General features: G+C 37.9%; 28 protein-coding genes. 21 read left to right on the forward strand and 7 right to left on the reverse strand.

Features of this window, described 5'->3' with window-relative positions; all coding sequences use genetic code 11:
• Window positions 1–4: 4 nt before the first annotated feature.
• The 9 genes from ACFPYN_RS18105 to ACFPYN_RS18145 all read left to right on the forward strand — a co-directional run bounded on the left by ACFPYN_RS18105 (window position 5) and on the right by ACFPYN_RS18145 (window position 8,834).
• The gene (locus ACFPYN_RS18105) at window positions 5–1,717 is read left to right on the forward strand and encodes a GMC family oxidoreductase (RefSeq protein ID WP_377736164.1); all 1,713 of its coding nucleotides are present in this window, start codon (window positions 5–7) and stop codon (window positions 1,715–1,717) included.
• A 14-nt stretch (window positions 1,718–1,731) separates the two neighbouring features.
• Window positions 1,732–1,932, forward strand: coding sequence for a twin-arginine translocase TatA/TatE family subunit (gene tatA, locus ACFPYN_RS18110; RefSeq protein ID WP_377736166.1), 201 nt, complete (start codon window positions 1,732–1,734; stop codon window positions 1,930–1,932).
• Window positions 1,933–1,944: 12 nt separating this feature from the next.
• Window positions 1,945–2,763 (forward strand): twin-arginine translocase subunit TatC, encoded by an 819-nt coding sequence (tatC, locus tag ACFPYN_RS18115; protein WP_377736168.1) that lies wholly within the window; start codon window positions 1,945–1,947, stop codon window positions 2,761–2,763.
• 168 nt (window positions 2,764–2,931) lie between these two features.
• A complete protein-coding gene (locus ACFPYN_RS18120; protein WP_377736170.1) occupies window positions 2,932–3,792 on the forward strand; it encodes a GNAT family N-acetyltransferase in 861 nt (286 codons plus the stop codon).
• Between the two features lies 1 nt (window position 3,793).
• Window positions 3,794–4,153, forward strand: a complete 360-nt coding sequence (locus ACFPYN_RS18125) for an MmcQ/YjbR family DNA-binding protein (protein WP_377736172.1) — start codon at window positions 3,794–3,796, stop codon at window positions 4,151–4,153.
• A 360-nt stretch (window positions 4,154–4,513) separates the two neighbouring features.
• A complete protein-coding gene (abc-f, locus tag ACFPYN_RS18130) occupies window positions 4,514–6,160 on the forward strand; it encodes a ribosomal protection-like ABC-F family protein (RefSeq protein WP_377736174.1) in 1,647 nt (548 codons plus the stop codon).
• Window positions 6,161–6,296: 136 nt separating this feature from the next.
• Window positions 6,297–7,274, forward strand: a complete 978-nt coding sequence (locus ACFPYN_RS18135) for an ABC transporter ATP-binding protein (RefSeq protein WP_377736176.1) — start codon at window positions 6,297–6,299, stop codon at window positions 7,272–7,274.
• The gene (locus ACFPYN_RS18140; RefSeq protein WP_377736178.1) at window positions 7,267–7,908 is read left to right on the forward strand and encodes an ABC transporter permease; all 642 of its coding nucleotides are present in this window, start codon (window positions 7,267–7,269) and stop codon (window positions 7,906–7,908) included. Before ACFPYN_RS18135 ends, ACFPYN_RS18140 begins: the two co-directional genes overlap by 8 nt.
• Before the next feature lie 11 nt (window positions 7,909–7,919).
• On the forward strand, window positions 7,920–8,834 hold the full coding sequence (locus ACFPYN_RS18145; RefSeq protein ID WP_377736180.1) for an ABC transporter substrate-binding protein: 915 nt from the start codon (window positions 7,920–7,922) through the stop codon (window positions 8,832–8,834).
• A 163-nt stretch (window positions 8,835–8,997) separates the two neighbouring features.
• On the opposite strand, the gene ACFPYN_RS18150 is transcribed toward ACFPYN_RS18145, so the two are convergent.
• Together ACFPYN_RS18150 and ACFPYN_RS18155 are read right to left on the reverse strand one after the other, a co-directional pair.
• On the reverse strand, window positions 8,998–9,813 hold the full coding sequence (locus ACFPYN_RS18150; protein ID WP_377736182.1) for an SGNH/GDSL hydrolase family protein: 816 nt from the start codon (window positions 9,811–9,813) through the stop codon (window positions 8,998–9,000).
• Between the two features lie 261 nt (window positions 9,814–10,074).
• Window positions 10,075–10,377: a nucleotide pyrophosphohydrolase gene (locus ACFPYN_RS18155; protein WP_377736185.1), complete on the reverse strand. Its 303-nt coding sequence runs from the start codon at window positions 10,375–10,377 to the stop codon at window positions 10,075–10,077.
• Window positions 10,378–10,445: 68 nt separating this feature from the next.
• Here ACFPYN_RS18155 and ACFPYN_RS18160 point away from each other — a divergent pair, with 68 nt between their 5' ends.
• Together ACFPYN_RS18160 and ACFPYN_RS18165 are read left to right on the forward strand one after the other, a co-directional pair.
• Window positions 10,446–11,036 (forward strand): DNA-3-methyladenine glycosylase, encoded by a 591-nt coding sequence (locus ACFPYN_RS18160; protein WP_377736188.1) that lies wholly within the window; start codon window positions 10,446–10,448, stop codon window positions 11,034–11,036.
• A 65-nt stretch (window positions 11,037–11,101) separates the two neighbouring features.
• On the forward strand, window positions 11,102–11,620 hold the full coding sequence (locus ACFPYN_RS18165; protein ID WP_377736190.1) for a type 1 glutamine amidotransferase domain-containing protein: 519 nt from the start codon (window positions 11,102–11,104) through the stop codon (window positions 11,618–11,620).
• Window positions 11,621–11,667: 47 nt separating this feature from the next.
• On the opposite strand, the gene ACFPYN_RS18170 is transcribed toward ACFPYN_RS18165, so the two are convergent.
• Window positions 11,668–13,032 (reverse strand): DUF2254 domain-containing protein, encoded by a 1,365-nt coding sequence (locus tag ACFPYN_RS18170; protein WP_377736193.1) that lies wholly within the window; start codon window positions 13,030–13,032, stop codon window positions 11,668–11,670.
• A 433-nt stretch (window positions 13,033–13,465) separates the two neighbouring features.
• On the opposite strand from ACFPYN_RS18170, the gene ACFPYN_RS18175 reads away from it, so the two are divergent.
• The gene (locus ACFPYN_RS18175) at window positions 13,466–14,608 is read left to right on the forward strand and encodes a M20 peptidase aminoacylase family protein (protein ID WP_377736195.1); all 1,143 of its coding nucleotides are present in this window, start codon (window positions 13,466–13,468) and stop codon (window positions 14,606–14,608) included.
• A 371-nt stretch (window positions 14,609–14,979) separates the two neighbouring features.
• Here ACFPYN_RS18175 and ACFPYN_RS18180 read toward each other — a convergent pair whose 3' ends face one another.
• Complete coding sequence (locus ACFPYN_RS18180; protein WP_377736198.1) at window positions 14,980–15,795, reverse strand: undecaprenyl-diphosphate phosphatase; 816 nt, start codon at window positions 15,793–15,795, stop codon at window positions 14,980–14,982.
• A gap of 1,056 nt (window positions 15,796–16,851) precedes the next feature.
• Here ACFPYN_RS18180 and ACFPYN_RS18185 point away from each other — a divergent pair.
• The 3 genes from ACFPYN_RS18185 to arsC are packed head-to-tail and all read left to right on the forward strand — an operon-like array spanning window position 16,852 to window position 18,930.
• Window positions 16,852–17,184: an ArsR/SmtB family transcription factor gene (locus ACFPYN_RS18185; protein WP_377736200.1), complete on the forward strand. Its 333-nt coding sequence runs from the start codon at window positions 16,852–16,854 to the stop codon at window positions 17,182–17,184.
• A 14-nt stretch (window positions 17,185–17,198) separates the two neighbouring features.
• Window positions 17,199–18,494: an arsenic transporter gene (locus ACFPYN_RS18190; protein WP_377736203.1), complete on the forward strand. Its 1,296-nt coding sequence runs from the start codon at window positions 17,199–17,201 to the stop codon at window positions 18,492–18,494.
• Between the two features lie 16 nt (window positions 18,495–18,510).
• Entirely contained in the window at window positions 18,511–18,930 is a 420-nt protein-coding gene (arsC, locus tag ACFPYN_RS18195; protein WP_377736206.1) for an arsenate reductase (thioredoxin), read from the forward strand.
• A 24-nt stretch (window positions 18,931–18,954) separates the two neighbouring features.
• On the opposite strand, the gene ACFPYN_RS18200 is transcribed toward arsC, so the two are convergent.
• Window positions 18,955–19,770, reverse strand: coding sequence for a GNAT family N-acetyltransferase (locus tag ACFPYN_RS18200; protein ID WP_377736208.1), 816 nt, complete (start codon window positions 19,768–19,770; stop codon window positions 18,955–18,957).
• Window positions 19,771–19,992: 222 nt separating this feature from the next.
• Here ACFPYN_RS18200 and ACFPYN_RS18205 point away from each other — a divergent pair, with 222 nt between their 5' ends.
• Both ACFPYN_RS18205 and ACFPYN_RS18210 read left to right on the forward strand, forming a co-directional pair.
• Entirely contained in the window at window positions 19,993–20,784 is a 792-nt protein-coding gene (locus ACFPYN_RS18205) for a GNAT family N-acetyltransferase (RefSeq protein WP_377736211.1), read from the forward strand.
• A 78-nt stretch (window positions 20,785–20,862) separates the two neighbouring features.
• Window positions 20,863–21,663 (forward strand): alpha/beta fold hydrolase, encoded by an 801-nt coding sequence (locus tag ACFPYN_RS18210; protein WP_377736213.1) that lies wholly within the window; start codon window positions 20,863–20,865, stop codon window positions 21,661–21,663.
• Between the two features lie 21 nt (window positions 21,664–21,684).
• Here ACFPYN_RS18210 and hmpA read toward each other — a convergent pair whose 3' ends face one another.
• On the reverse strand, window positions 21,685–22,869 hold the full coding sequence (gene hmpA / locus ACFPYN_RS18215; RefSeq protein WP_377736215.1) for an NO-inducible flavohemoprotein: 1,185 nt from the start codon (window positions 22,867–22,869) through the stop codon (window positions 21,685–21,687).
• A gap of 152 nt (window positions 22,870–23,021) precedes the next feature.
• On the opposite strand from hmpA, the gene ACFPYN_RS18220 reads away from it, so the two are divergent.
• The 4 genes from ACFPYN_RS18220 (at window position 23,022) to ACFPYN_RS18235 (ending at window position 26,045) form a co-directional block, all read left to right on the forward strand.
• Window positions 23,022–23,459 carry an RrF2 family transcriptional regulator gene (locus ACFPYN_RS18220; RefSeq protein ID WP_377736217.1) on the forward strand — a complete coding sequence of 146 codons (438 nt, stop codon included), beginning with the start codon at window positions 23,022–23,024 and terminating at the stop codon, window positions 23,457–23,459.
• A gap of 46 nt (window positions 23,460–23,505) precedes the next feature.
• Window positions 23,506–24,435: a manganese-dependent inorganic pyrophosphatase gene (locus tag ACFPYN_RS18225; RefSeq protein ID WP_377736220.1), complete on the forward strand. Its 930-nt coding sequence runs from the start codon at window positions 23,506–23,508 to the stop codon at window positions 24,433–24,435.
• A gap of 159 nt (window positions 24,436–24,594) precedes the next feature.
• Window positions 24,595–25,302 carry a DsbA family oxidoreductase gene (locus ACFPYN_RS18230; RefSeq protein ID WP_377736222.1) on the forward strand — a complete coding sequence of 236 codons (708 nt, stop codon included), beginning with the start codon at window positions 24,595–24,597 and terminating at the stop codon, window positions 25,300–25,302.
• A 107-nt stretch (window positions 25,303–25,409) separates the two neighbouring features.
• Window positions 25,410–26,045: an FMN-dependent NADH-azoreductase gene (locus tag ACFPYN_RS18235; protein WP_377736223.1), complete on the forward strand. Its 636-nt coding sequence runs from the start codon at window positions 25,410–25,412 to the stop codon at window positions 26,043–26,045.
• A 45-nt stretch (window positions 26,046–26,090) separates the two neighbouring features.
• On the opposite strand, the gene ACFPYN_RS18240 is transcribed toward ACFPYN_RS18235, so the two are convergent.
• On the reverse strand, window positions 26,091–26,459 hold the full coding sequence (locus ACFPYN_RS18240; protein WP_377736225.1) for a DUF2500 domain-containing protein: 369 nt from the start codon (window positions 26,457–26,459) through the stop codon (window positions 26,091–26,093).
• Window positions 26,460–26,481: the final 22 nt, after the last annotated feature.

Genomic DNA, 26,481 nt, shown 5'->3' on the forward strand with positions numbered 1-26,481 from the left:
CGATATGGTAAAGACCTTGCCAAAAGTAGATGTTGTAACAGTAGGACTAGGGTGGACAGGCGGTATCATAGCTGCTGAATGTGCGAAAGCAGGCTTGAAAGTAATCGGGTTAGAACGCGGTCAAGAACGTGGAACAGAAGACTTCGCCAAGGTACATGACGAATATCGCTATGCCATACGCTATGAGTTGATGCAAAACTTAGCAAAAGAAACGATTACATTTAGAAACAACCGCAAAATGCCAGCTCTTCCTATGCGTCAAATGGGCTCTTTTTTGTTGGGAGAGGGCTTAGGCGGTTCCGGGACGCATTGGAATGGACAAACATGGCGTTTTTTGCCTTATGACTTTCAGATTAAAACGATGACTGATAAGAAATATGGACCGAATAAATTATCCAAAGACTATATTTTGCAAGACTGGGGGCTAACATATGACCAGCTTGAGCCTTATTTCGATAAGTTTGAGAAAACGGCAGGAATTTCAGGAGAAGATAATAATCCGAATTGGGGAAAAAGATCGGCGGATTATCCGACTCCCCCGATGAAGAAGACGCAAATTTTGAAGAAGTTTGAATCGGCAACAAGTAAATTGGGATACCATCCATTTATGATGCCTTCAGCGAATTTATCAGAATTCTACACGAACCCAGACGGGGCAGAAATAGCGCCATGTCAATATTGTGGGTTCTGTGAACGCTTTGGTTGTGAATACGGTGCGAAGACTTCACCGGAAATCACCGTCGTACCTACCGCTCGAAAAACAGGGAATTTTGAAATGAAATTCCAAGCAAACGTTGTAGAAGTTTTGAAAAGTGGGAACAAAGTGACAGGGGTACGCTATGTCGATACGTTATCAGGAGAAGAATTCATTCAACCTGCAGAGGTCGTTGTATTAACAAGTTATGTATTTAATAACACGAAGTTATTAATGGTATCGAAAATTGGTGAACAATATAATCCGGATACTGGTAAAGGGACGCTTGGAAGGAATTATTGTTATCAAATACTACCAGGTGCCACTGGATTCTTTGATGAACAATACAATACGTTCATGGGAGCAGGCGCCCTCGGAATGGCCATTGATGATTTTAATGGTGATAGTTTTGATCATAGCAATCTTGGATTCATTCATGGTGGAAATATTTCCATTACACAAACGGGTTCTAGACCTATTGCTACCAATGTTGCCCCGCCAGACACACCAACATGGGGAGCGGAATTTAAAAAGCAATCGATTCATAATTTCACAAGAACCTTATCTGTAGGTGCTCAAGGTGCATCAATCTCACATAAAGAGAATTATTTATCGTTAGATGGCACCTATAAAGATGCATATGGTATTCCTTTGTTGCAACTAACGTACAACTTTACGAAACAAGACATTGCACTTCATAAGTTTATTAGTGAGAAATCTGGAGAGATTATGAAAGAAATGGGAGCAAAAACAGTAGTTAGTCGGGGAGAGATCGATCAATATGATATTGTGCCGTATCAAACTACACATAACACTGGCGGTACAGTTATGAGTGTAGCTCCTGAAGAAGGAGTAGTGAACAATTATTTGCAGCATTGGAATGCAGAAAACCTATTTGTTGTCGGGGCAGGGAACTTTGCTCATAACGGAGGATATAACCCAACTGGTACAGTGGGAGCGCTTGCTTACCGTGCTGCGGAAGGCATTATTAAATATAGTAAATCAAGTGGATCACTCGTCTAAAAGGAGGAATTGTAATGGGTGGATTAGGAGCCATAGGTGTCCCAGGATTAATCATCATTCTGGTAATTGTACTCATTGTATTTGGACCGAAAAAATTACCCGAAATTGGATCAGCAGTAGGGAAGACGTTTTCAGAATTTAAAAAGTCGACAAGAGGACTTATGGATGACGATGAACCTGTAAAAAAAGAAGAAAAGAAATCTGAAATTCTATAGAAGGTGAAAGAAATGGACCCATATGAACATCACAATAAGAAAATAATTAGTCCATTAGACAAAGAAATAGTGGTCGAAGTTAAAGAAGTAAAAGCACATATTACTGCATCTGACGAATCATCACTTGTGGAGCATTTAACAGATCTACGCAAGCAAATTATTAAGAGCGTGGCAGTATTTCTTTTTTTCTTCCTTTTGGTACTTTCAACCATCAATCTGTGGTTCCCATATATCACGAGAGGCAATGAATTAGTCGTCCTTGGCCCACTTGAAGTTGTGAAATTCTATATGTCGATTTCGAGTGCGCTCTCCCTCGGCTTTTCACTACCCTTTATCTTTCATTTTATATGGCAATTTGTTAAACCTGGATTAAATCATATTGAGAGCCGATTTATAGGATTGTATTCACCTCTCATGCTTGCGCTTTTCATCGTCGGGATTTCTTTTGGCTATTTTGTCGTGAATCCTTTAAGTTATCAATTTTTAATCAATATTGGTGAAGTGAATTTTAATGTAATGGTATCTGCAAGTGAGTATATTCACTTTTTGTTAATGACAACAGTGCCTCTTGGAATATTATTTGAACTGCCAATTATCGCGATGTTCTTGTCAGCTATCGGATTATTGACTTCAGAAAAAATGAAAAAGGTGCGAAAATGGTCGTATGTAATATTAGCTGTCGTGTCGACACTAATGACGCCACCAGATTTTGTGAGTGATTTCTTGGTACTCATTCCCATGATTTTGCTGTATGAAATTAGTATCGTGGTTGTCAAAAAAATTGAGCATAAACAAAGCGCAAATGAAAATCTATCCATCCCCTCAGAGTAGCGGGGTGGATTTTTTTTAGGAGATAATTGGTTAGTTGCAACGAAATCAAGAAAGTTGCAACGAATAGCCATTCATTTTTCAAATCCAACGAAATATCTCGAAAAAGAGTGACATTGACTACCAATTTGTGTAATATCTACTATTAAAACAATAGGGAGATAGAATCGTATGGAATTCAATGTGTTTACACAAGCTCAGGAATTTGAAGATAAAGCAAAACCTTTTTTAACAGAACATGAAGATGTCTATAGTCTGTTTTATGGCGTGTTGCAAGGAATCAAAGCGGGGCGATATGAAAATCCTTTCATGGCAACCATTGAAGTAAATGACCGCATCGTGGCTCTTCTTCAAATGACACCTCCTCATCCTATAAATCTAATCGTTATTGATGAAACAAGAATAGATGACATTTTGACACTGGCTGCTCATGAACTTTCTAAAAGAAAACTACCTATTCAATCGGCTGTTGGTGTGAAATCTGTAGTCACGGCGTTTTCAGAGAAATGGCAGGAGACCGCGAAATGCAAAGCCAGATTGTTAATGGATCAAGGTCTTTATCGTTTGGATCAAGTCGATCAATCACTTGAGAAAAGTCCAGGGTCTTGGCGTTATGCAAGAAAAGATGAAGCGCCATTACTTGCACATTGGTTTAAAGCATTTGAAAAAGATACAGGACTTAAAAATAGCCCTATGGAAGCGATAAAGGAGAAGGTCAATCAATTCTTGGAAGATGAAGAAGTATTCTTTTGGGAGGACCAAGGAAAAATCGTTTCTATGATGAAAAAAGCTCGTCCTTCTGAACGTGGAGTCACTGTATCTTTTGTCTATACGCCGAATGAGGCAAGGGGTAAAGGATACGCGCGGACCATGGTTGCAGCGGGAAGTGAAGAGCTATTAAAAACATATGATTTCTGCGTGCTGTACACAGATATGATGAACCCAACTTCTAACAAAATTTATCAGGAAATCGGCTACCAAAAAATTGCGGATTCTATACACGTGGAATTTGTCTTGGAAGAGGGGCTGTGACATGGAATTGAGCGAATTGAAGGTTTGGTGTGAAGGACACAAAGGGGCTCAATTTGATTATCAGAAAGACTGGGACGCGGAACGATATCTAATCGGTGGGAAGATGTTTGCGATGTTTGGTCATGATAAAACCGGAACTCCTATTGTTTCATTAAAATGTGATCCGCAACGTGCGGGTGTGCTCCGAGAAGAATACGAAGAGATTAATCCAGGCTACTATATGAACAAAACGCATTGGAATTCACTTGCGCTAAATGGCAACTTACCGTCAGCCCTTATAAAAGAATGTATTACTCTTTCGTATGAATTGGTGTTTAAAGGATTGACGAAAAAAGTGCAACATGAGGTAGTCAAAGGTTAGGTAAGGCATCTCCTTGCCAAAAGTCATGATACTCAAAAGGGCTACATATAGTTACAAGTGCTAAAAAACAAATTAACGAAATTGTGCTGGAATTAAAGAGCAATATGCTATAATTCAACCTAACTAGTAAGAAATGTTGTAAGAAGGGACGATGGGTGGACAATGGAAAATTAATCTTATTTCTTAGCAAATTAAACATTTTGCGAAATCGGAAATAGGATTAGTGTGCCCATTTTTCACTGTTACAGAAAGTCTCTTTATTCGAAAAGAGTTTTTTTGTCTTGATCTATTTTGGGTATATGGAATCCTTCCGATAATTCTCGGAGGGATTTTTTGTCCTCCGAAATAGGGGGAATAGGAATGGTCGTGCTTGGTAAAATACAAAATGTATTGATTGAATATGGCAATAAAATAGTGGTTCGCAACGTATCAATTGATATTAAAAAAGGCAGTTGTATTGGAGTAGTAGGAGGTAATGGTGAAGGGAAATCCACTCTATTGTCGCTACTTGCTGCCGAGCTAGAAGCAAGTGAAGGCTCAATAAAATGGATAGGTGGAACTCCAACAATCCATTACTTTAGACAAGAAGATCAAGCTCTAGAATTGATTACCAATGAGGAAAATAACCTTTCACATAAATGGCAGGCTCCCAAAAATCGTTCGAATGAGGTTTTGAGTGGTGGGGAACGAATGAAAAAAAGGCTATCACAAGCATTTACAAGTCATGTTCAGTTGTTGCTTTTGGATGAACCAACAAACCATCTAGACCAAGAAAGTTTAAAAGAACTGGTAAAACTGGTGAAGTCCTATTCAGGTACCCTGATTATCGTTTCACATGATCGTTATTTTCTGGACGAAGTAGCAACGACCATTTGGGAAGTAGAGCATCAAAGAGTGACTGTATTTGAAGGGAATTATTCTGCGTATCGGCTGGAAAAAGAAGAAAGACGTAAAGTACATTCGCGATTGTACGATGCACAACAGAAAAAGATCACGCGGATTGATGAACAAATTGCATCCCTTCAAAATTGGTCATCAAAAGCACATGCAGACTCAACAAAGCAAGATGGCTACAAAGAGTTCTATCGTTCGAAAGCCAAACGCATGGACACACAAATTCGCTCAAAGCGTAAGCGCTTGGAAGGTGAACTAGCAAAAGCGAAAATCGACAGACCCTTAGAAGAAAGAGAAATTTCATTTTCAATTGAAGGCAATCAAAAACAAGGTCATCGAGTGATTGAGGTTAAAGATCTTTCGAAAAGATTTGGTGAGCAAGTATTATGGGGAAAATCATCGTTTACTATCCAACGAGGCGAACGTGTTGCGCTTATAGGACCAAATGGTTGTGGGAAGTCTACTTGGATGCGGATGCTTATGGGTCAAGAGACGTTTGAAGGTGACTTGTGGAAAACAAGTGCTATGAGTATTGGCTATTTGCAACAAACAGTAGAAGACTTGCCAGAAAAGAAGACGCCTGAAGAATGGTTTCAGCCGCAAGATTTTGAAACACGTGGACAGATTCAAACGCTGATGACGAATTTAGGTTTCGGGAAAGAACATTGGCGTTTACCGATAGGCTCTTTGAGTATGGGAGAGCGATTAAAGTTAAAACTAATGGCGTTTATGATGGAACAAAAAGACGTATTGTTATTAGATGAGCCTACCAATCATTTGGATTTACCTTCCCGTGAACAATTGGAACAAACGTTGTCCAGTTATCCAGGCACAATACTTCTCGTGACTCACGACCGCTATTTCTTGAACAAAATTGCAAATAAGCTCCTTGTTTTTGAAGATAAAACGATGAAAAAAGTGAACATGACATTTGCTGAGTGGAATAATCACCAGAATGAAACATTCCAACAGCAGCAGTTGTTGAAGCTTGAAATAGAGCGACAAGCTCTCCTAGGTGAAATTAGCTTTATGTCAAAAACAGACAGTAAATACGCTGAACTAGATAAACGATTTAACGAATTAACCAAACAAATTAAACACTTGAAAGTGTAAGCACACTGACACTCGGTTAAACTAGTAGAGTGAATGTGTTGTAAACTAGAAAATATAAAGAAAACATGCATATGTAGAAGTAAAAAGGGTAATAGAAAAAGATATACATACTGAAGCTTAAAAAGGGGCTGAGGCTGTGATTCGATTTGACCAAGTAACGAAGAGATTTGCGGATGGAACTGAAGCATTAAAAGATGTTTCATTAACTATTCCAACAGGCAAATTAACCGTGATTATCGGTCCAAGTGGTTGTGGAAAAACCACGTTAATGAAGATGATTAATCATTTAGAAGTACCAACATCAGGTGATGTATTGATTGACGAACAATCTATTAAAGATCGCGACGAGGTAGAGCTTCGACGTTCCATCGGTTATGTTATTCAGCGTATTGGCCTATTTCCTCATATGACAATTGCCAAGAATGCTGCTCTGGTACCCACATTAAAAGGATGGAGTGCAGAAAAAACGAAAAAACGAGTAAGTGAGCTTATGAATATTACAGGACTTGACCCTGATACGTTTTTGCATCGTTTTCCTCTTGAACTTAGCGGGGGACAGCAACAACGTGTAGGCGTTGTTCGGGCACTTGCTGGAGATCCAAACATTGTGTTAATGGATGAACCTTTTAGCGCGCTTGATCCAATTAGTAGGGAACAACTTCAAGATGAGTTGAGAAATCTGCAACAACGAATTCAAAAAACCATTGTTTTTGTCACGCATGACATGGATGAAGCTTTAAAAATTGCTGACCATATTATTGTCTTACGCGCTGGGGAAGTGGAGCAAGTGGGAACGGCATATGATTTGATTCATGACCCTGCCAATGACTTCGTACGTAACTTCATCGGACAAGAGCGAATCAATCGCCAGCGTACATTTGGCCAGCGTAAAATTAGCGAACTGTCAGCTTACTTTACACAAGCGAAAATCAGTGAACAAGTAGTTTTAATCAAGTCATCTGAAGATGTTGAAAGAGCAATTGCCCTCTTAGAAGCACCTCAGACAGATGTATTGGCTATATATACGGATGAAGAATTCGTTGGATACATCGATCAAACATCTTTATTGAAGGCCGTCTTAGCTAAGGAAGAAGGTGTGTCTTCTTATGACTGATTTTTTGGCAACAATTCAAAGTCGCTCTGATCTCATTCAACAAGCGTTCCTCGAACACATTTACTTATCTTTTGTAGCATTAGCAATTGGAATTGCCATCGCATTACCTTTGGGCATATTAATAGCTCGCTATCGTAAATATGCAGAACCCGTAATAGGGGTAACGGCCGTGTTTCAAACCATTCCAAGTTTAGCGTTATTCGGATTTTTAGTACCCCTAATGGGAATTGGTTCAAACACAGCTCTCATTGCGCTTATTATTTATGCGCTCTTACCCATTTTACGGAATACGTATACCGGACTTACATCTGTAGATTCATCCATCATTGAAGCAGGTAGAGGAATGGGGATGACAAGAACACAAATACTGAAACAAATTGAATTCCCGCTAGCATTACCTTTTATCATGGCAGGTATTCGAACTGCAACTGTTTTAACGGTCGGAATTGCCACGCTTGCTACATTTGTTGGTGCAGGTGGATTAGGGGACGTCATCTATCGAGGCTTACAATCGTATAATAACTCGCTTGTCTTAGCGGGCGCACTACCTGTCGCGCTACTAGCTATTAGCTTTGATTTTTTGTTGAAATGGGTAGAAAAGAAAGCAACACCAAAAGGAATGAAAACACAATAGGAGGAACATACATGAAAAAAAGTTTAGCAGCAATTGCCCTATTCGCATCAGTTGCATTAGTAGGATGTGGTTCAACAAATGATGCAGGTGGGGACTCAAGTGAGCCTATCGTTTTTAGTGGAAAACAATTTTCAGAGCAATTCATTTTACCTCAAATTCTAGGTCAATATGTAGAATCTAAAACAGATTATGATGTGGAATACAAAGAAGGACTCGGTGAAGTAGCGATATTAACACCTGCGCTTGAAAAAGGTGATATCGATGTCTATGTAGAATACTCAGGTACTGGTTTACAATCGGTATTAGGAGAAGATCTAGAAAAAGGCGAAAGCTCAGAAAGTATTCTAGAGCGTGTACGTAAAGGATATGAAGAGAAATATGGTGTTACATGGTTAGAGCCACTTGGCTTTGAAAATACCTATACTCTAGCTTATAGCAAAGACAAATCGTACGATGCAAAAACGTACTCTGAATTAGTTGAAGCATCTAAATCAGAAGACATCGTATTCGGAGCACCTCATGCATTTTATGAGCGTCCAGGCGATGGCTATGATGCCATGGTTGAAGAATATCCATTCGAATTCTCAGGTGAAGAGAGCTTAGATCCTAACGTTATGTATGAAGCAGTAAAACAAGGGGATGTAGATGTCATCACAGCATTCACGACAGATGGTCGAATTGAACGTTTTGACTTAAACATTACAACAGACGATAAAGGCTTCTTCCCGAAATATGATGCAGTACCACTAGTGCGTCAAGAAACACTCGAAGCGTATCCAGAACTAGAAGACGTATTAAATGAAATAGCTGGAAAAATCTCACTTGAAGATATGCAAAAAATGAATGCACGCGTTGATATTGACCAAGAAAAACCAGAAGATGTAGCGCGTGATTTCTTGATTGAAAAAGGATTAATTAAAGAATAAATCTATATTTTCGAGAGGCTACTGATTTTTAGGTAGTCTCTTTTTTTGGAATTTAAATGGAGCGGAATAAAACCCAAGCGAAGCGGAATAAACTGCAAGCGAAGCCGAATACGACAACACAAAACAGGCACATCTCTACTATCGAGATGTGCCTGTTTTATCATTACATAGGGTTCGGTAACGCGCCTTGTTGTTGTTTTAAAAATGGCCATAAAACATCTGCCCATACTTTGTAACCCCGGTCGTTTGGATGAATCCCGTCTTTTAATGTAGAAGGAAGAGATATGTTTTTTGACGACATGTTATAGAGCATAGCGCCATGTGTGTCAAAATAAGTCCATCCTTGTTTTTTGATATAGGCAGAAGTTTCATCGACATAATCCGTGAATTTGAGACCAAACTGATTAAGTGGTGGTCCAAATTTATTCGTTGTGCATGGATTTGGCGATAAGAATACGATACGTGTATTTGGTGAGGCTTGTGAATACAATTGGTATAGTGAATCTAACGAGTTGAAGGTGTCTTCTAACGAGACATTTTTATTGTGATTATTAATGACGGATGTCTCAATAAACAAGACGTCTGGCTGCTCTTTTACTATTGGAGCCGTAACATGATCTTCAAGTAAACGTACGGATGTATAGCCTGAGTAACCGTGATTCGATATCGTGAATGTTTCGAGAGCAGGGTTTGAATTTCTAAGGTTGACTTCGATTTGTCCACGCCAAGTTTTGTTTTGGTTAGTTGATCCTGTTCCACGAGTTACACTACTACCAGTCACTGCCATTTTCGCCTCGCCCGATAGCATAGCTCGGAATATTAAGTAATCAGCAAGAGATTGATTTGGATTGTATTTTGGGTCGAAAGATTTGATAGATGATTCATTGGCACTTACTTGGTCCTGGTGTGTATCGTTTCTTGTGTAAAAGAAGAGGAGTGCACCCGCAGCGATCCAAATTAACCACTTCCATCTGTTCATGCGGTCAACCCCTTATATGTGTATTTAATTAATATAATATTCAGTTAAATATTACTCAATAGGAAAAAAGGAGGACTTGTCTTAAATTTCTTAAGTTATAAGAAAATATATTCTTTTTCGAGCGACACCTTTGATTTTGAGTATCTATGTCTAGCTCCAAACGCCAGCTCGCACCTAAGCTTCAGACCCTCAGGCGAAAGCAGGCTTTCGCATCGGTTCTTCCAGCGCCGGTGTCGAGCTAGAAGGCGCTTTACGCTTTTCTTATGATTTTGACGGAATCGGATATTTTATAGCATTTTTCTTCATTTTTTCACGTGCTGCTTCGATTAAATCGACTTCAAGTACATCCGAAAACTGCAATAAGTAAATAAACACATCGGCCATCTCATCAACAATTGCTTGTTTGTCATGAGCAATCGCTTCTTCTGGAGAGCGCCACTGAAAGCATTCCAACAGTTCACTTGCTTCAAGCGAAATGGATATAGCTAAGTTCCGTGCATCGTGATTACCGCCCCAGTTTCGATCATTTCTAAATTGTTGTATTTCTTGAATGATTTCTTTCATATGTAGTTTCCCCGTTTCGTTAAATTTGTATGTATTGTATTAGTATAATAAAAGAAGGGGGAATGCACATGAATTTCCAACCAATTGCAGCGAATTTTTTTCAACAACCTACTATTGAACTTGCCCAAAACCTAGTAGGTCAATATCTTGTTCATCAACATCCTGAAGGTGTAATGGTCGTTAAAATAATTGAAACAGAAGCGTATATGGGAGCTGAAGATCGAGCTGCCCATAGTTTCGGTAACCGTCGGACAAAACGAACTGAAGTAATGTTTGGAGAACCAGGTCTTGTTTATACCTATCAAATGCACACACATATTTTGATGAATGTTGTTAGTGGTCCAGTCGGCAAACCGGAGGCTATTTTGTTGCGTGCTGGCGAACCAGTTGTTGGTCATGAACTAATGCAACAATTCCGTGGAACTAATGCGATGAAAAACTGGACAAATGGTCCGGGGAAACTATCCAAAGCATTAGATGTAAGTATGAGTTACTATGGGCATCATTGGACAGAAGAACCACTTTTCATTGCTCCAGGTCCGGGCGTGACTGAACTTGAAATAGGACCACGAGTCGGAATTCAAAATACTGGAGAAGCGGTAGAGTATCCTTATCGGTTTTCTGAAAAAGGTCATCCAATGGTATCCAAATACCGATAATATGTTTAATGGGATATTTTAGTGGAATACTTATGATGAACAAACTATTAAGGAGTGATTTAGAAATGGCTAAAATTGCAACTTTAATCACAGATATGTTTGAAGACATCGAGTATATGGATCCGGCGAGAGCTTTTAACGAAGCGGGTCATGAAGTATTTACAATTGAAAAAGAAGCAGGAAAAGAAGTAAAAGGTAAACAAGGAGATGCTATGGTGACCATTGATCATGGTATTGATGATGTGAAACCTGAAGATTTCGACGCATTGTTCCTACCGGGCGGTTTTTCACCCGATCAATTACGAGCAGATGATAGGTTTGTGGAATTCACTAAAGCCTTTATGGATGCAAAGAAACCAGTATTTGCAATCTGTCATGGTCCACAATTATTAATTTCGGCAAAAGCACTTGAAGGTCGTGACGCAACGGGTTATAAATCGATCGGACAAGATATGTTATATGCCGGAGCGAAATTTGTAGATAAAGAAGTGGTTGTTTGCCAAAATCAATTAGTGACAAGTCGACAACCTGAAGATATTCCAGCATTTAACCGTGAATCTCTAAAATTGTTAGAACAACTTTAAACAAAAAAATGTCCCGTTAAAACGGGACATTTTTTGTGTTTAATTCATTATATTTTTTTAAGGAATTCTTCATAATCCTCTAGATTGTCGGTGGTAGTGGCTAAGTTAAATAGCGCCAAATAAAATTGTTGACTGTCTTGTTCGAACAAAAACAGACTTTCAAAACCGATTGCTGTGTGTATGGCGAAATCCCAAACTGATTGATAGTCTCGGGGATGGAGCGATTTAGCCATTAAATCTAAAACTTTTAGTATTTCTGTTGAAACAATAACATTATCTTTTGCATAGTGTCTGATATAACCTAATCCATTGTACAAATAGTGATTAAAATCTCTTTTTTGTAAAATTAATCGCAGATTATTCTCATCATCTACTAAATAATTGGAGAAGTCGGTGACTTGCGAAATAGACACAAGTATTTCTCCTACTTGGTAAATAGCAGTAGTCGCAGTCTTGGGATCGTAATTTCCAAGCGCTCTTATGGCAACTTCCACTAGTTTATTAATACTGAATTCAATATCTTGAACTTCTGTCTGTTTCTTTCTAACACTAAAAAAGGCCAAATATTTATCTTCAACTATTGCAATCTCATGGTTTTTCCAATAGGTCAAAAGTGGCGTAGTTTCAAACACGTAACTCCCTATTGTGTACTCAAGCTTTATCGTAATATCATCTATTTGAGCTTCTTTAATCATGGAGATAAAATCCACGAGTTGAATATAGCCTGGTGAACCAGCTTTAATGTGGATACCCTTACCGTCTCTAATATCCGCATTTGCGTCATTGAAATCTTTGACTTTGTAAATATCTAGTTCATTTTTCAAGGTTCCATTTACAATGCCCAATGCTTCTTTTTTCATGTCATCTGTCATTTGATTCACTTGCAACCACGCAACTGCATGATTAATAAAAAATATAAAAGTGGCCATCGAAAAAATGGCTAAAAAGGTAGCTGTAAGGGGAACTGCAAAATAATATTCGGTTATTCTTTCATTAATGAAGAATAAAGATAAAAGAACATAGATAAAACTCCCAGTAAAGATTCCTAGAACACGCTGTGTCGCTTTGCTCGCTATAAAATTTTTAAGTATTCGAGGAGAAAATTGCCCGGAAAACGTTGTGAAAACAACTAATACCAAGTTGAATGTGAATATGGTAATCGTTAAAGTTGCTGAAGTAAGGATGCTTAAAAGAGAAAGAGTCAGTTCATAATCTAAGGCAAAATGCGGTCGCATTCTATCGCCTAGTTCGAAATTCAAGTCACCATTTAATGATAAAGTTACTAGTATTATGGAAAAAAAGACGTAAAGAACAGGGGTAAACCATAAGTTAGATTTAACCGTATGGGTTAGTTCCCTTTCGGACATCCTTGTGTATTTTTTTAAATACTTATCAAGAAGGTATATTTTCATCGATTGTAATGTCCTTTCTAAAAGTCATTATTTTATTGTCAATCATTGTTAAACAATATGTATTCCATATTGTTTGCCCAAAAAGAACCTCCTTAAACAAGAGGTAATATAAAACAAGGGTCAGTCAAAATATAATGTTGTTCAGAGTTCAGCACGTTCCAAGAAATTATAAAAGGAGTCTCATTCTTCTCGCTCTTGGGGCATGCTAAGCGTAAATTGACTCTTTCGTGTGTTCTCCAATATCAAAGAAAAGCTAAAACGAAGTTAAACCGTTTTGAAAAAAGTATGTTCAATATCTTGTACATATTATTAATACATACCCTCATTCTTGAGGTATTGTACACGTTAACTTTATATTTCCGAAAAAAAGCCTAATACTTTGACTCAAAATAGGATAATGTAATAGAAACAACATATTCATGAGGTGAAAGATATGAAAGACAGTAAGGAATCAAACAGGTCTAGAATAAATGAGATATTTACGTATTTACATGAACATCCGGAAATTAGTTGGAAAGAAGTTGGAACGACAGCTTATTTAAAAAAACTGATTGAAGAAGAGGGATTTAGTGTTCGAACATTTGATGACATAACGGGTTTGGTTGTTGAGGTTGGAGAAGGTCCAACATGTATTGGCATTCGAGCAGATATTGATGCACTTTGGCAAGAAGTTGACGGAGTATTTAAAGCAAATCATTCATGTGGTCATGATGCTCATATGTCCATTGGTATAGGTACTTTACTTAGAATGAAAGAAATTGGCTTCCCTAAAGATATTCGCTTCAAATGGATTTTTCAACCAGCTGAAGAAAAAGGACAAGGCGCGTTAAAGATGCTTAACCTTGGCGTTTTAGACGATGTAGATTATTTATTTGGCGTTCATCTTCGCCCCATTCAAGAAATTCCAGATGGTACAGCATCAGCTGCCATTTGTCATGGATCTGCTGGGATCATAAAAGGGACAATTTTGGGAGAAGATACCCATGCCGCTAGACCTCATCTCGGTCAAAATGCAATTGAGGTAGGCGCCGCGATTGTTCATGGATTAGAAGGAATACGAATGGATCCGCTCGTCCCTTATTCAGTGAAAATGACTAAATTACATGCAGGAAGTGAAACAGGCAACATCATTCCAGGAAAAGCTTCATTTACATTGGATGCACGTGCGCAAACGAATGAAGCAATGCGTATTCTTCGTACAAAAGTCAACGAAGTCCTGCGCAGTGTAGAATCCATCTATCACGTAAAGATAAAATTTAAAATGCACGAAGGATTAGTAGCGGCAATTGTAAATGAAGAAGCGTATGACCTTATGGAACAAGCGATTATTACCGTTTTGGGTGCAGATAAATTGGAACCACGGATTACGACTCCAGGTGGTGAAGACTTTCATTTTTACTCCCTACATAAGCCAACTATTAAAGCGACTATGCTAGGCCTAGGATGCGGTCTATCACCAGGACTACATCATCCCAAAATGACCTTCAATCAGGATAGCATCCATACAGGCATTGAGATTCTAACCAACACCATGCTCAATACGATTAAACTAATAGATGAAAATAAGAAAGTGTGAATAGGCGTGTGCGACCAACTATCACTTGGGTTTCCTATTCCGCCTGCAATTTTGCCTAATAAATAAGTAAGAGGGGGATGTGACATAGTCACGTCCCCCTCTACTATTACAGGTAATCTTACGGCTCGGATGCTATCATCAATCCCATACAACCTTCAGGCAAATAGTTCTTTGATTTTAGTTTACTAATGAATTATCACTTTCTTCATCAAAAACAGCTGCCGAAGATGCAATTTAGGTGGCAAACGCATTTCTTTATTTTTATCCTAAGTGAACGATAGTGTTGATATTTCACCAAAAGAAAAGAGCCCATTAATGTGTTCTTCAACTAACCACGTTAGGTAAATAGCCAATTCTCAAATAAAAATACTTTAGAAGAAAATTTGAAGTAATGCCCCCATAATGAAACAATAATATGTAAAATAAACAAGTTTGCCATTTTTCATAATTCCCATAAACCACTTCAACGCAAAATAGGTCATTAAAAGCGTGGCAATAAATGCCGCTAAATATGGAATGGCTAAGTTTGCTTTATTTGGTTCATTCAAAAAGTCTGAAAAACCTAGTATTACGCCTCCGATGCTCACAGGAATATATAACATAAATGAAAATCTAAGTGCCGTATCATGCTTCATTCCAACAGCAATTGCTGAAATGATCGTAGCGCCTGAACGGCTAATTCCTGGTGTTAAAGCGACAGCCTGACCTAAACCAACAATGAACGCATCCTTAATTGTAATATCCCGTTCATCTTTATCCCCGTTCATATTGCGTATTAACCACAGAGCAACCCCTGTGATAAAGAGCATCACCGCAATTGTTGCCATGTTGACCTTTTCTGCAATATAGTCATTTAATAAAATCCCCAGAACCGCTGCTGGTATAGTAGCAATGACAATAAAGCAAACAAATCGAAAGTCACTCTTATATCGACGATTTTTTGTTTTCAAATAATGAATTGAATTGATTGTAAGCCTGACCATATCTTGTCTGTAAAAATAAAGTATCGCAAGCATTGAAGCCGTATTTGTTAATATAGCAAAAGTAAAACCTTGTTCACCAAGACCTAAAATCTCGCTAGCAATCATAACGTGTCCACTAGAGGAAACGGGAATCGGTTCTGTCAAGCCTTGAACTAGTCCAATAATAATCATTTTAACTATGAATATAATATCTATTTCACCCATTGTCACCCTCCTGTAAATCCTCCTTTTATTTTATAAAACTAAAATAAAGGTGGAAATAGTTTACTGAATTTATTTATACTTAATTCATTTTACCGAAGCAATAGGTAAGTTTGAAATTATCTCCAGCTTTTCCCTTGCCTTGAATGGAACGTACTAGTTTCCTGCATTCCGCTTTCCATATAACGATTTTTTTGATGATAAGTTTCATGTTACTCATTCAGATTTAGATTATTCTATTCGTTCTAACTCACAATTTCCCCTATAGTAATTGATTAACTGCATAATTTGCGCTGAATTCGGTTTTATGAATTATGAAATTGACTCAGATACTAATAAAAGAAGCAGCTAGAGGCTGAAATATCATCTTCGGCCGAATATCTACATAAAGAAACCATCAATTCTCTAGTAAACCAAACGAACATAACTTAGTGCGACCAGGTTGCAAGGGAGCGAAGGACGCACACCCGCCGCAAGATGATCTAAAAAAATAAGGATGGGCGAAGTGACGCAGTCACAAGCCCATCCTCTTTATTCTCTAGCTCAAAGTGCAGCAGGTAAAGCATCCGAAGCGGACTGAAAACCTGTTGTCTTCATGTTTAATGATCAGACATTATTGTTGGTTTTAGGGATACACTGAATTATCTCGTCAATTTTTGATAAGGAATTTCGAAATAAAAATAGCAGAAAGAGGCCGAAAAGCCGAATATCTACATAAAGAAACCAACGATTCTCTAGTAAACCAAACGAACCTAACTAAGTACGACCAGGTTGCAAGGAAGCGAAGGACGCACACCCGCCGCAATATGATCTACAAAAATAAGGGTGGGCGAAGTGACGCAGTCACAAGCCCATCCTCTTTATTCTCTAGCTCATGGTGCAGCAGAAAAAGCATCCGAAGCAAACTGAGAACCTGTCACCCTTAGTGCAAGCAATCAAGGTTTGGGTTTATAGATGTTGTTACTCACTTCATTTGAATAATAATCACACCATTTCATATTGCATTCATAAGAGAATGCTTATATAATGAAAATGTTCACAATAGATAAGGGGATACTTATGGATTACATAGCACTTGAACAATACTTAAAAGGCATTGGTGATCAAAATCGTTTAAGAATTCTAAGCTACCTCATGCATCAATCATTATGTGTATGTGAGCTAACGGAGTTGCTGCAAATGACACAACCCGCAATAAGTCAACATATGCGTAAACTAAAAGATGCAGGCATCGTCAGTGAAGAGAAACGTGGTCGCTGGACAATTTGGTCATTGAAGGTTCGACACCCTCAATACCCAGTACTAATACATCTACTCAGTCTACTACCAGCCCCAACACGAACAGTAGAAGACTTAATCAAAGAAGGAAAAAAAGTCATGTGTGAAGCATAAGCGGAGGTTACAAAATGGATTTATGGTTAGCAAGTATTGTTTTTATTGTGACGTTAATTTTTGTCATATGGCAGCCTAGAGGGTTATCAATTGGTTGGTCAGCGATGGCTGGAGCGGCAATTGCCCTTCTTGTAGGAGTTGTAAATTTTCAAGATGTCATTGATGTAACAGGAATCGTATGGAATGCGACATTAACGTTCATTGCGTTAATTATCATTTCATTAATTTTAGACGAGATTGGATTCTTTGAATGGGCAGCCCTTCATATGGCGCGCTTTGCAAAAGGCAGCGGAATGCGTATGTTCCTACTAGTCACATTACTTGGTGCTGCAGTAGCTGCGTTGTTTGCAAACGATGGAGCAGCACTTATCTTAACACCGATTGTACTAGCCATGGTTCGTGCCCTCGATTTTAAAGACAAGATGATTTTACCGTTTATTATGGCTTCAGGATTTATTGCAGATACTGCTTCACTTCCTTTTGTTATTAGTAACTTGGTGAATATCGTATCAGCAGATTTCTTCGGCATTGGATTTATTGAATACGCATCACGGATGTTTGTACCGAACTTATTTAGTGTTGCAGCGAGTATGTTAGTGCTGTATTTATTCTTTGGTAAATCAATCCCTAAACATTTTGATGAGAAAATGTTAAAAGAGCCAAAGGCTGCGTTAAAAGATATTCGCATGTTCCATGTTTCGTGGTACGTACTTAGCATATTATTGATTGGTTATTTCTTAAGCGAAACTTTAAACATTCCAGTATCCTTTATTGCAGCAAGTGTAGCGCTGATCTTCTTATTCATTGCTCGTAGAAGCTCGGCAGTTCACACGAAGAATGTAGTAAAAGGAGCTCCGTGGGCCATTGTCTTTTTCTCGATTGGTATGTATGTCGTCGTATATGGTCTTCGTAATGTCGGTTTAACGTCAGTGTTAACAGAAGTGATTGAATGGACAGCTAGTCATGGTTTATATTCAGCAACACTCGGTATGGGCTTTATCGCGGCTATTCTATCTTCAGTCATGAACAATATGCCGACTGTCATGATTGACGCTCTTGCGATTGCCGATACGAATACCACTGGTGTAATGCGAGAAGCGCTAATATATGCAAATATTATCGGTTCTGACTTAGGGCCGAAAATGACACCAATTGGTTCTCTTGCAACTTTATTATGGTTGCATGTCTTAAGTCAAAAAGGCGTAAAAATTGCATGGGGTTACTACTTTAAGGTAGGTGTCATTTTAACCGTTCCAACTTTGTTTATTACATTAACTGGACTTTATTTATGGTTAACTATAATTCATTAAAAAAGGATGATTACTCATGGAAAAGAAAATTTTTTATTTTTTATGTACAGGCAATTCATGCCGTTCTCAGATGGCGGAAGCATTTGGTCATAAATTCTTAAGTGACAAGTTTGAAGTATATTCAGCTGGTATTGAAGCGCACGGACTTAATCCAAATGCCATTAAAGCGATGGATGAAGTTGGCATAGACATTCGAAATCAAACGTCGGATATGATTGATGCTGAGCTATTAAATAAAGCTGACTTCGTCGTTACATTGTGCGGAGATGCAAACGATAAATGTCCAATGACTCCACCGCATGTAACGCGTTGGCATTGGGGCTTTGACGATCCTGCTCGTGCTGAAGGAACTGAAGAAGAGAAGTGGGCTGTGTTCCAAAGAGTCCGTGACGAAATAGCTGCACGTATTGAAGAATTCTCAAAAACTGGAAATTAAACAAAAGCGACGATGTGAATTATTTCACGTCGTCGCTTTCTGTATATTTTTAGCCATATACAATTCATTAATATAGTCCCCGTTAATTAATAAGGAATTATTTCTTGTGCCTTCCACGTTATATCCCAACTTCTTATAAAGAGCAAGAGCGGGTTCGTTGTTTTCAATCACAGTTAGTTCTAAGCGAGAGATCCCAACTTCATGTGCCCAGGCTTCTGCTTTAGTCATTAACGAGGTCCCAACACTTTTCCCGTAGTAAGCTTTACGTACACCAACTACGATAGAAGCTCGGTGACTTGCTCGGGGAGATGGGCCAGTTACTAAAGCCGCAAAACCAGCAAATTCTCCGTTAAGAATACCGACAAACATTCTAGAGTTATCGGATTTTTTCCATTCGCCAATTCTCTTGCGAATGGATTGGACGGACATTTTACGTTCATCTTTGCCAAACAGCATAAAGTCGGATTCTGTATCAATGTCTTGTTGTAGATGAATAATAGCACGTGCATCATCTAAATCAACAGGCCGAATAATTAATATATTCTCTGGATTAGCAGAAGAAGACTGACCCACATTTATCTCATCGGTCTCTTTAATGAAAGTAACAGACCGACCTAAGTCAATTTCTTTTATTGTATAATCAGCGTTCATCCAAGCTAAAAAGTGTGTGGCAGGTGGTTTCGTTTTTTTCCACCAGCTACTATTTAAATAAGCGGCATTTGGTAATGGTTGACCGACAATATTTTCGATAGCGGTATAAGTAAGTATGACTTCGTTTTGTGCAGCTTCTGCAAAAAAAGACTCCAGCGGGATATACTTTTTCTCCATTTTCTTTACCATAATTAACCTCTTTTCTGTATCAAAAGAAACATATAATGATTAGTATATTTCTATCACTTTAACTAGTAGTATACACTACTTTAAGCTTATTTTATCACTTAAAAAGAAATAAATGGGTAATATTTGATGTAATATTGGAATAATTAAGGAATTATGTTATAAAGTAATATACCTTTTAAAAGGTAAGATAGAGACTAAAGTGCTAAGGGGAGTGAGCTTCATATGATTAGGCAATTAATAGAAACAGATCGTCAACAAACGCTGGATTTTGTTTCACAAAGACCAGCTGAAAATGTCTTTATTATTGGAGATATTGAAGGATACGGATTTCATTCAACTATCCAAACTCTTTGGGGTGACTTCAATGACCAAGGTAACTTAAGATCGGTCTTATTAAAGTATGATAAAAACTTCATAATCTATGCACCAGAAGATTTTGATGCAAAAGGATTAGCAACTATTATCAATACAGATTCATCATTCAGTTATCTGTCTGGAATTGAAGAAATGGTTAACAAATTAATTCCTTACATAACCGCACAACCCAAAAAACCACGCGTTCTTTATTACGCGAAATGTGAATCGGCAGAACTTCTCCCGACAATTCCTTCCGAAATTACAGTAGAAAGAGCTCGGGTAGATGATGCACAAGATATTATTACAATGATGAAAGCTATTCCTGAATTTGCTGAAGGTAATTATAGCGTCGAGCATAAGCAAGTGTCTTTAGAAAAAGGGCTTGCACGAGCGTACTTTATAAAAGAACAAGGCACCATCATTAGTTCTGCGTCAAGCACAGCAGAAAATAGTCAATCTGCGATGATTGTCGGTGTGGGAACTTTACCAGAACATCAGAAAAGAGGGCTAGCAACTTACTGTATGTCGAAGCTTTGTCGTGAGTTATTAGCTGAGAATAAAATGTTGTGTCTGTTTTATGACAACCCCTCTGCAGGTGCTATCTACAAGAGAATAGGCTTCGTCGACATCGGTAAATGGAGCATGTGGACATATTAATCTAGCCAAATCTGTTGATACCACGACGTGTCAGGTGGTTTAATAGAGAAAAGAGTATGCTAGAGGAGTTTGAGCAAATTGCTTCACTATAAAACCTATGTCGTATCACCGGATGCCCCGTGGGTATCTTTTGTTCATGGAGCGGGTGGAAGTTCGTCCATTTGGTACAAACAAATACGAGAGTTTAGAAAAGCACATAATGTCTTATTAATCGACCTCCGAGGACACGGTAAATCTGCTCGTGGACGTTGGAAGAAAGGCGATTCATTTGTCCATATTGCAGATGAAGTGAAAACGGTCTTCGATGAATTAAATATAGAACGAACACATGTCATTGGTATGTCCCTAGGAACAATTGTTGCCCAAACCATGGCAGAACGTTTTCCTGAACGAGTATCTTCCCTTATATTAGGTGGAGCCATTATTCGTCTTGATATCCGTACGAAATTATTATTATGGACAGGACGTGTAACAAAGCGCTTCATTCCATATATGTTGTTATATAAATTATTTGCTTGGATCATTATGCCGAAAAAACGCCATGAAGAATCACGTTCAGTTTTCGTCAACCAAGCGAAAAAAATGTGTCAAAAAGAGTTTATTAAATGGTTCTCTTTAACTAAACTAATTAATCCATATTTAACTAGGCTACAAATGAAAACCAATGCCATTCCAACCCTTTTCTTAATGGGAGTGGAGGATTACTTATTCATGCCACCAGTTGAAGAAGTGGTGAAACGTAACGATGAATTTAAACTGATTAAAATTAAAGATTCAGGTCATGTGTGTAACATTGATCAACCAGACGTATTTAATCAACTGTCAATCAACTTTATTTCGACTATACAAAGTAAAAGAGCTATCACCGCAATCGGGTGATAGCTCTTGTTGTTTTATATTTTATGCGAGAGCTGGTTCCAGTGAAACAGCTGGACCGAAAAACTCGAAGTGAACATGTTCTTCAGCAAAACCAAGTTCATAAAGCGTAGGAATAATCGCCTTCATAAACGGAACTGGACCACAAACATAGATATCACCATTTGCGAGAACATTCTCTGCTAATAGTTCTTTTGTAAGCAATTTATTTTCATCTGAATAAAAGGCTAAATAAGTTGTGTCTTCCATCGCCGACATTAATTGTTGAACGTCTTTATCAAAAGCATGCAAAGCATTATTTCTTGCGCCATGTAAGAAAGATACAGGTCGAGTTGGAGAATTTTTAGAAAGGGTATCCAACATACTCATCATAGGCGTTATACCAACTCCACCACTAATCAACGTTACTGGACGTGTACTTTCCATGTCTAAATAGAAATCACCGGCAGGAGAACTTACTTCAAACGTATCTCCAATTTGAAGATTCTGATGCAAGTAAACTGAAACTTTCCCATTAGGATTCATTTCGTTTTCTTTTTTCACTGTAATACGGAAAGTATCTTGATTAGGTGCTTGAGACAAACTATATTGGCGATTTAATATATACGTTTCACCAGGAATAGCTAAGCGAATTGTAATATATTGACCTGGATTATATGTTGGAACTGCTGATCCGTCTACAGGTTTTAAGTAAAATGAAGTAATGATGTCACTTTCAACCACTTTATCAACGATTTCGAAGTTTTTAAATTCTCCCCAACCATTTTCTTGCTCTTCTGCTTCTTTATACATCTCAATTTCCACTTGAATAAAGACATCGGCAATAATGCCATATGCGTCAGCCCAAGCTTGGATGATCTCATCTGTTGCAGCGTCTCCTAATACTTCTTTAATTCCTTCAAGCAAATGTTTACCAACGATTGGATAGTGTTCAGGTTTAATGCCTAATGAACGATGTTTTTGTGCAATCTGTTTGACAGCTGGAAGTAAGACACCTAAATTATCAATGTGCAACGCCGCTGCATAAACAGTGTTGGCAAGAGCCGTTTGTTGTCGTCCTTGTTTCTGATTGACGCTATTAAATAAGTTAAGTAATTCTGGGTGAGCAGTGAATAAATTTTTGTAAAAAACGGTTGTAATTTCTACACCTCTATCAGCTAAAATGGGTGCTGTTGATTTAACGATATCGATTGATTTTTGGGATAACATTTATAATTCCTCCTATTTATCTTTCATAGCTTAACCATACGCCTGTAAATTTATTAAAGCAATATATAAAATACATCTTTAATTTTTCGGACACATTTCTTTCACGGAAAAGACATAATCGTTATAATGATGATAGAAAGTACGGTGAAGTTATGCGTTTAACGATGTACACCGATTTTTCACTTCGCGTATTAATGTACGTGGGAGCAAAAGAAAAATCACAACTATCCACTATTCAAGAGATTTCAACTGCTTATGGCATTTCGAAAAATCATTTAATGAAAGTCACATATGAATTAGGCAAACATGGGTACATCGAGACGATTCGAGGTAGAGGAGGCGGAATCCGTCTTGCTTTGAATCCAAATGAAATTAATATTGGTAAAGTCGTGAGAAAAACGGAAGATGATTTTTATTTGGTAGAATGTTTCAATTGTGCCACGAATCAATGCGTCATTACGCCCGTTTGTAAACTTCGAAGCATATTACGTGATGCGCTAGAAGCTTATTTTGCAGTTCTTGACGCGTACACTTTGCAAGATCTATTAGTTAATAAAGAACAACTTGGAGCCATTTTGTTTATGAAATAGGTATGATAAAATGAACAACGTGAAGTTTAATTATTGGAGGATACTCATGGAAAAAGTATATGTAGTAGGACATAGAAATCCAGATACAGATTCGATTTCTTCTGCGATTGTTTATGCGCATTTGAAACGTGAATTAGGAATGAATGCAGAAGCAGTTCGTATAGGCGAAGTTCAAAATGAAACAGCATTTGCTTTAGAAAAATTCGGTTTTGAAGCGCCTCGTTTCATTGAAAAGGCTTCACATGATGTTAAACACATCATATTAGTTGATCACAATGAAAAACAACAAAGTGTAGAAGATATTGATGATGTCCAAGTTATAGAAGTAATAGATCATCACCGTATTGCGAACTTCCAAACAGCTGATCCATTGTACTTCCGTGCTGAACCAGTGGGTTGTACAGCGACAATTCTAAATAAGCTATTTAAAGAAAATGGCGTAGACATACCAGCAAATATTGCAGGATTAATGTTATCTGCGATTATTTCAGATTCTTTGTTATTTAAATCACCAACGTGTACTGAACAAGATATTGCGGCAGCAAAAGAACTCGAAGCCATCGCAGGTGTGGATGCTCTAGAGTATGGCTTAGCGATGTTAAAAGCAGGAGCGGATTTAAGCGGCAAAACGCTTGAAGATTTATTGACACTCGATGCAAAAGAGTTTGGTATCGGTGATTATAAAGTGGAAATTGGTCAAATTAATGCGGTAGATGTAAATGAAATCATGGTCAATCAAGGAGAACTAGAAGATTTAATTTATCGAAAAATTGCTGAAAAAGGATTAGATTTATTCCTGTTCGTCGTAACAGACATTTTAAACAACGACTCTGTAGCACTAGCTTTAGGTAGCCAAGCAGGGAAGGTTGAACAAGCTTTCGGCGTTCCTTTCGTAAATAATGTTGGCGTATTAAAAGGCGTTGTATCGCGTAAGAAACAAGTAGTTCCAGTGTTAACAGAAGCATTAAGTAAATAAAAAATGTAAAAGCCGATTCCTTTTTGGAGTCGGCTTTTACATTTTATCTTAAACAACTGTGAAATATATCAGAAGACGCGCATAAGCCAAAATCTTGTTACGAGCATAAAAATTGCGACACGACCAACGACGCACTACAATTATGAAGAGGTGAACAAAATGAAAATTGAAGTATGGTCAGATTATGTATGTCCATTTTGTTATATAGGAAAACGTCGCTTAGAAGAAGCGATTCAATCAACAGGCTTAGCTAAAAACATTGATGTTCAATTTAAAGCGTATGAACTAGATCCTAATTCTCCAGCCATTTCAGAAAAGTCGACATATGAAATGCTTGCTGAAAAGTATAAAACAACACCAGAAGCAGCAAAACAAATGACGACTTCTGTAAAACAGCAGGCACAAACAGTTGGTCTTGAATACGATTTTGATCGCATTAAACCAGCGAACACATTTGACGCACATCGATTAGCTAAATGGGCTGAAGCGCAAGGCAAACCAGCTGAAACAAGTGAACGTTTGTTAAAAGCGTATTTCATCGAAGCACAAGAAATTGGCCGTCATGAAGTGTTGCTTAACTTAATAGAAGAAATCGGTTTGGATCGTACTCAAGCTGCTGAAGTTTTATCGTCTACTGCATTTGAAGCTGAAGTGAAACAAGATATCGAAGAAGGTATGTCACTTGGTGTGCAAGGAGTTCCATTCTTTGTGATTAACCGTAAGTATGCGATTTCTGGGGCACAACCTGCAGAAGCTTTTGAAGAAGCATTGAGAAAAGTGGCAGAAGAAGAAGGCATCTCGTCAAAACTTCAAACACTTGGACAAAAAGATGTGGGAATTTGTAAAGATGACAGCTGTGAAATATAAGTAAACGCGAGAGCAGAGTCTTTGACTTATCGACTGTGCTCTTTTATTATTGGTATATATCTCGAATTGAAGATATATAATTTTAGGGTAAAAGGGAGTTTCTATAAATGAACATATTAGTTGTCAAAGCAAATAACCGTCCTTCTTCAGAAGGCGTTTCTAGTAAAATGCACGAAGTATTTATGAATGAGTTACCACAACAAACTGAACTAAACATCAACACTTTTGATGTATTCGAAGAAGATATGCCTTATTTCGGGCAAGATTTTTTCAATGCTATGACTAAATCAGCACTAGCTGAGCAATTGACTGATATCGAACAACGTATTTTAACTGCTTCAAATAAAGCAATGGATGCATTTATGGATGCTGATGTCGTGGTTTTCGCATTCCCACTGTGGAACAAAACCATCCCAGCTCCACTTCAAACGTTTATTGATTATATTTACCGTGCAGGCGTAACATTTAGTTATAATGAAAACGGTCCAGTTGGATTAGTGCCAGATAAAAAAGTGATCATTTTGAACGCTCGCGGTGGTGTTTACTCAACACCAGAAATGGCTCCATCTGAAATGAGTGTTAATTATGTCCGCATGATTATGAATTTCTTCGGCATTACAAACATTGAAGAAGTGATTATTGAAGGGCACAATCAATATCCAGACCGTGCAGAACAAATTATTGCTGACGGAATGCAAGACGTTAAAGCAGTGGCAAACCGTTTAGTAACAGTAACTGTATAAAAATAAAAAGGATTGGACATCAACATGTCCAATCCTTTTTTTGATTTAATCTACATTTCTCTTTCGTTCAAACCCTTGATATCGTGTTCCTTGAAACGTTAGTATGCCTAAATCTTCTCCTGCTAGTAAACCAAACTCTTTATCAGGAACACCTAACTCCATTCGATCCCCGCTTTGGACTTGGAATGTGACGTAATACCAAGTATTTGCTGAGGAATCTCCATGACCTCCAGACGTATCTGTGCGTTTTGCAACGACTTCAGCTGGTACGGTCAATACAGGAGAATGATTGTTTTTAGACCATTGAGACATTCCTTTAACTGCAATGAAAATAAACGTTCCGATCACTAATGTAAAAATGATGACAAAAAACACAAAAAATATGCCCATTCCTCCAAATGCCAAAGTATCCATATATTTCTCATCTCCTCTGTTA

The organism is Paenisporosarcina macmurdoensis (genome assembly GCF_042658845.1).
Classification (GTDB): domain Bacteria; phylum Bacillota; class Bacilli; order Bacillales_A; family Planococcaceae; genus Paenisporosarcina; species Paenisporosarcina macmurdoensis.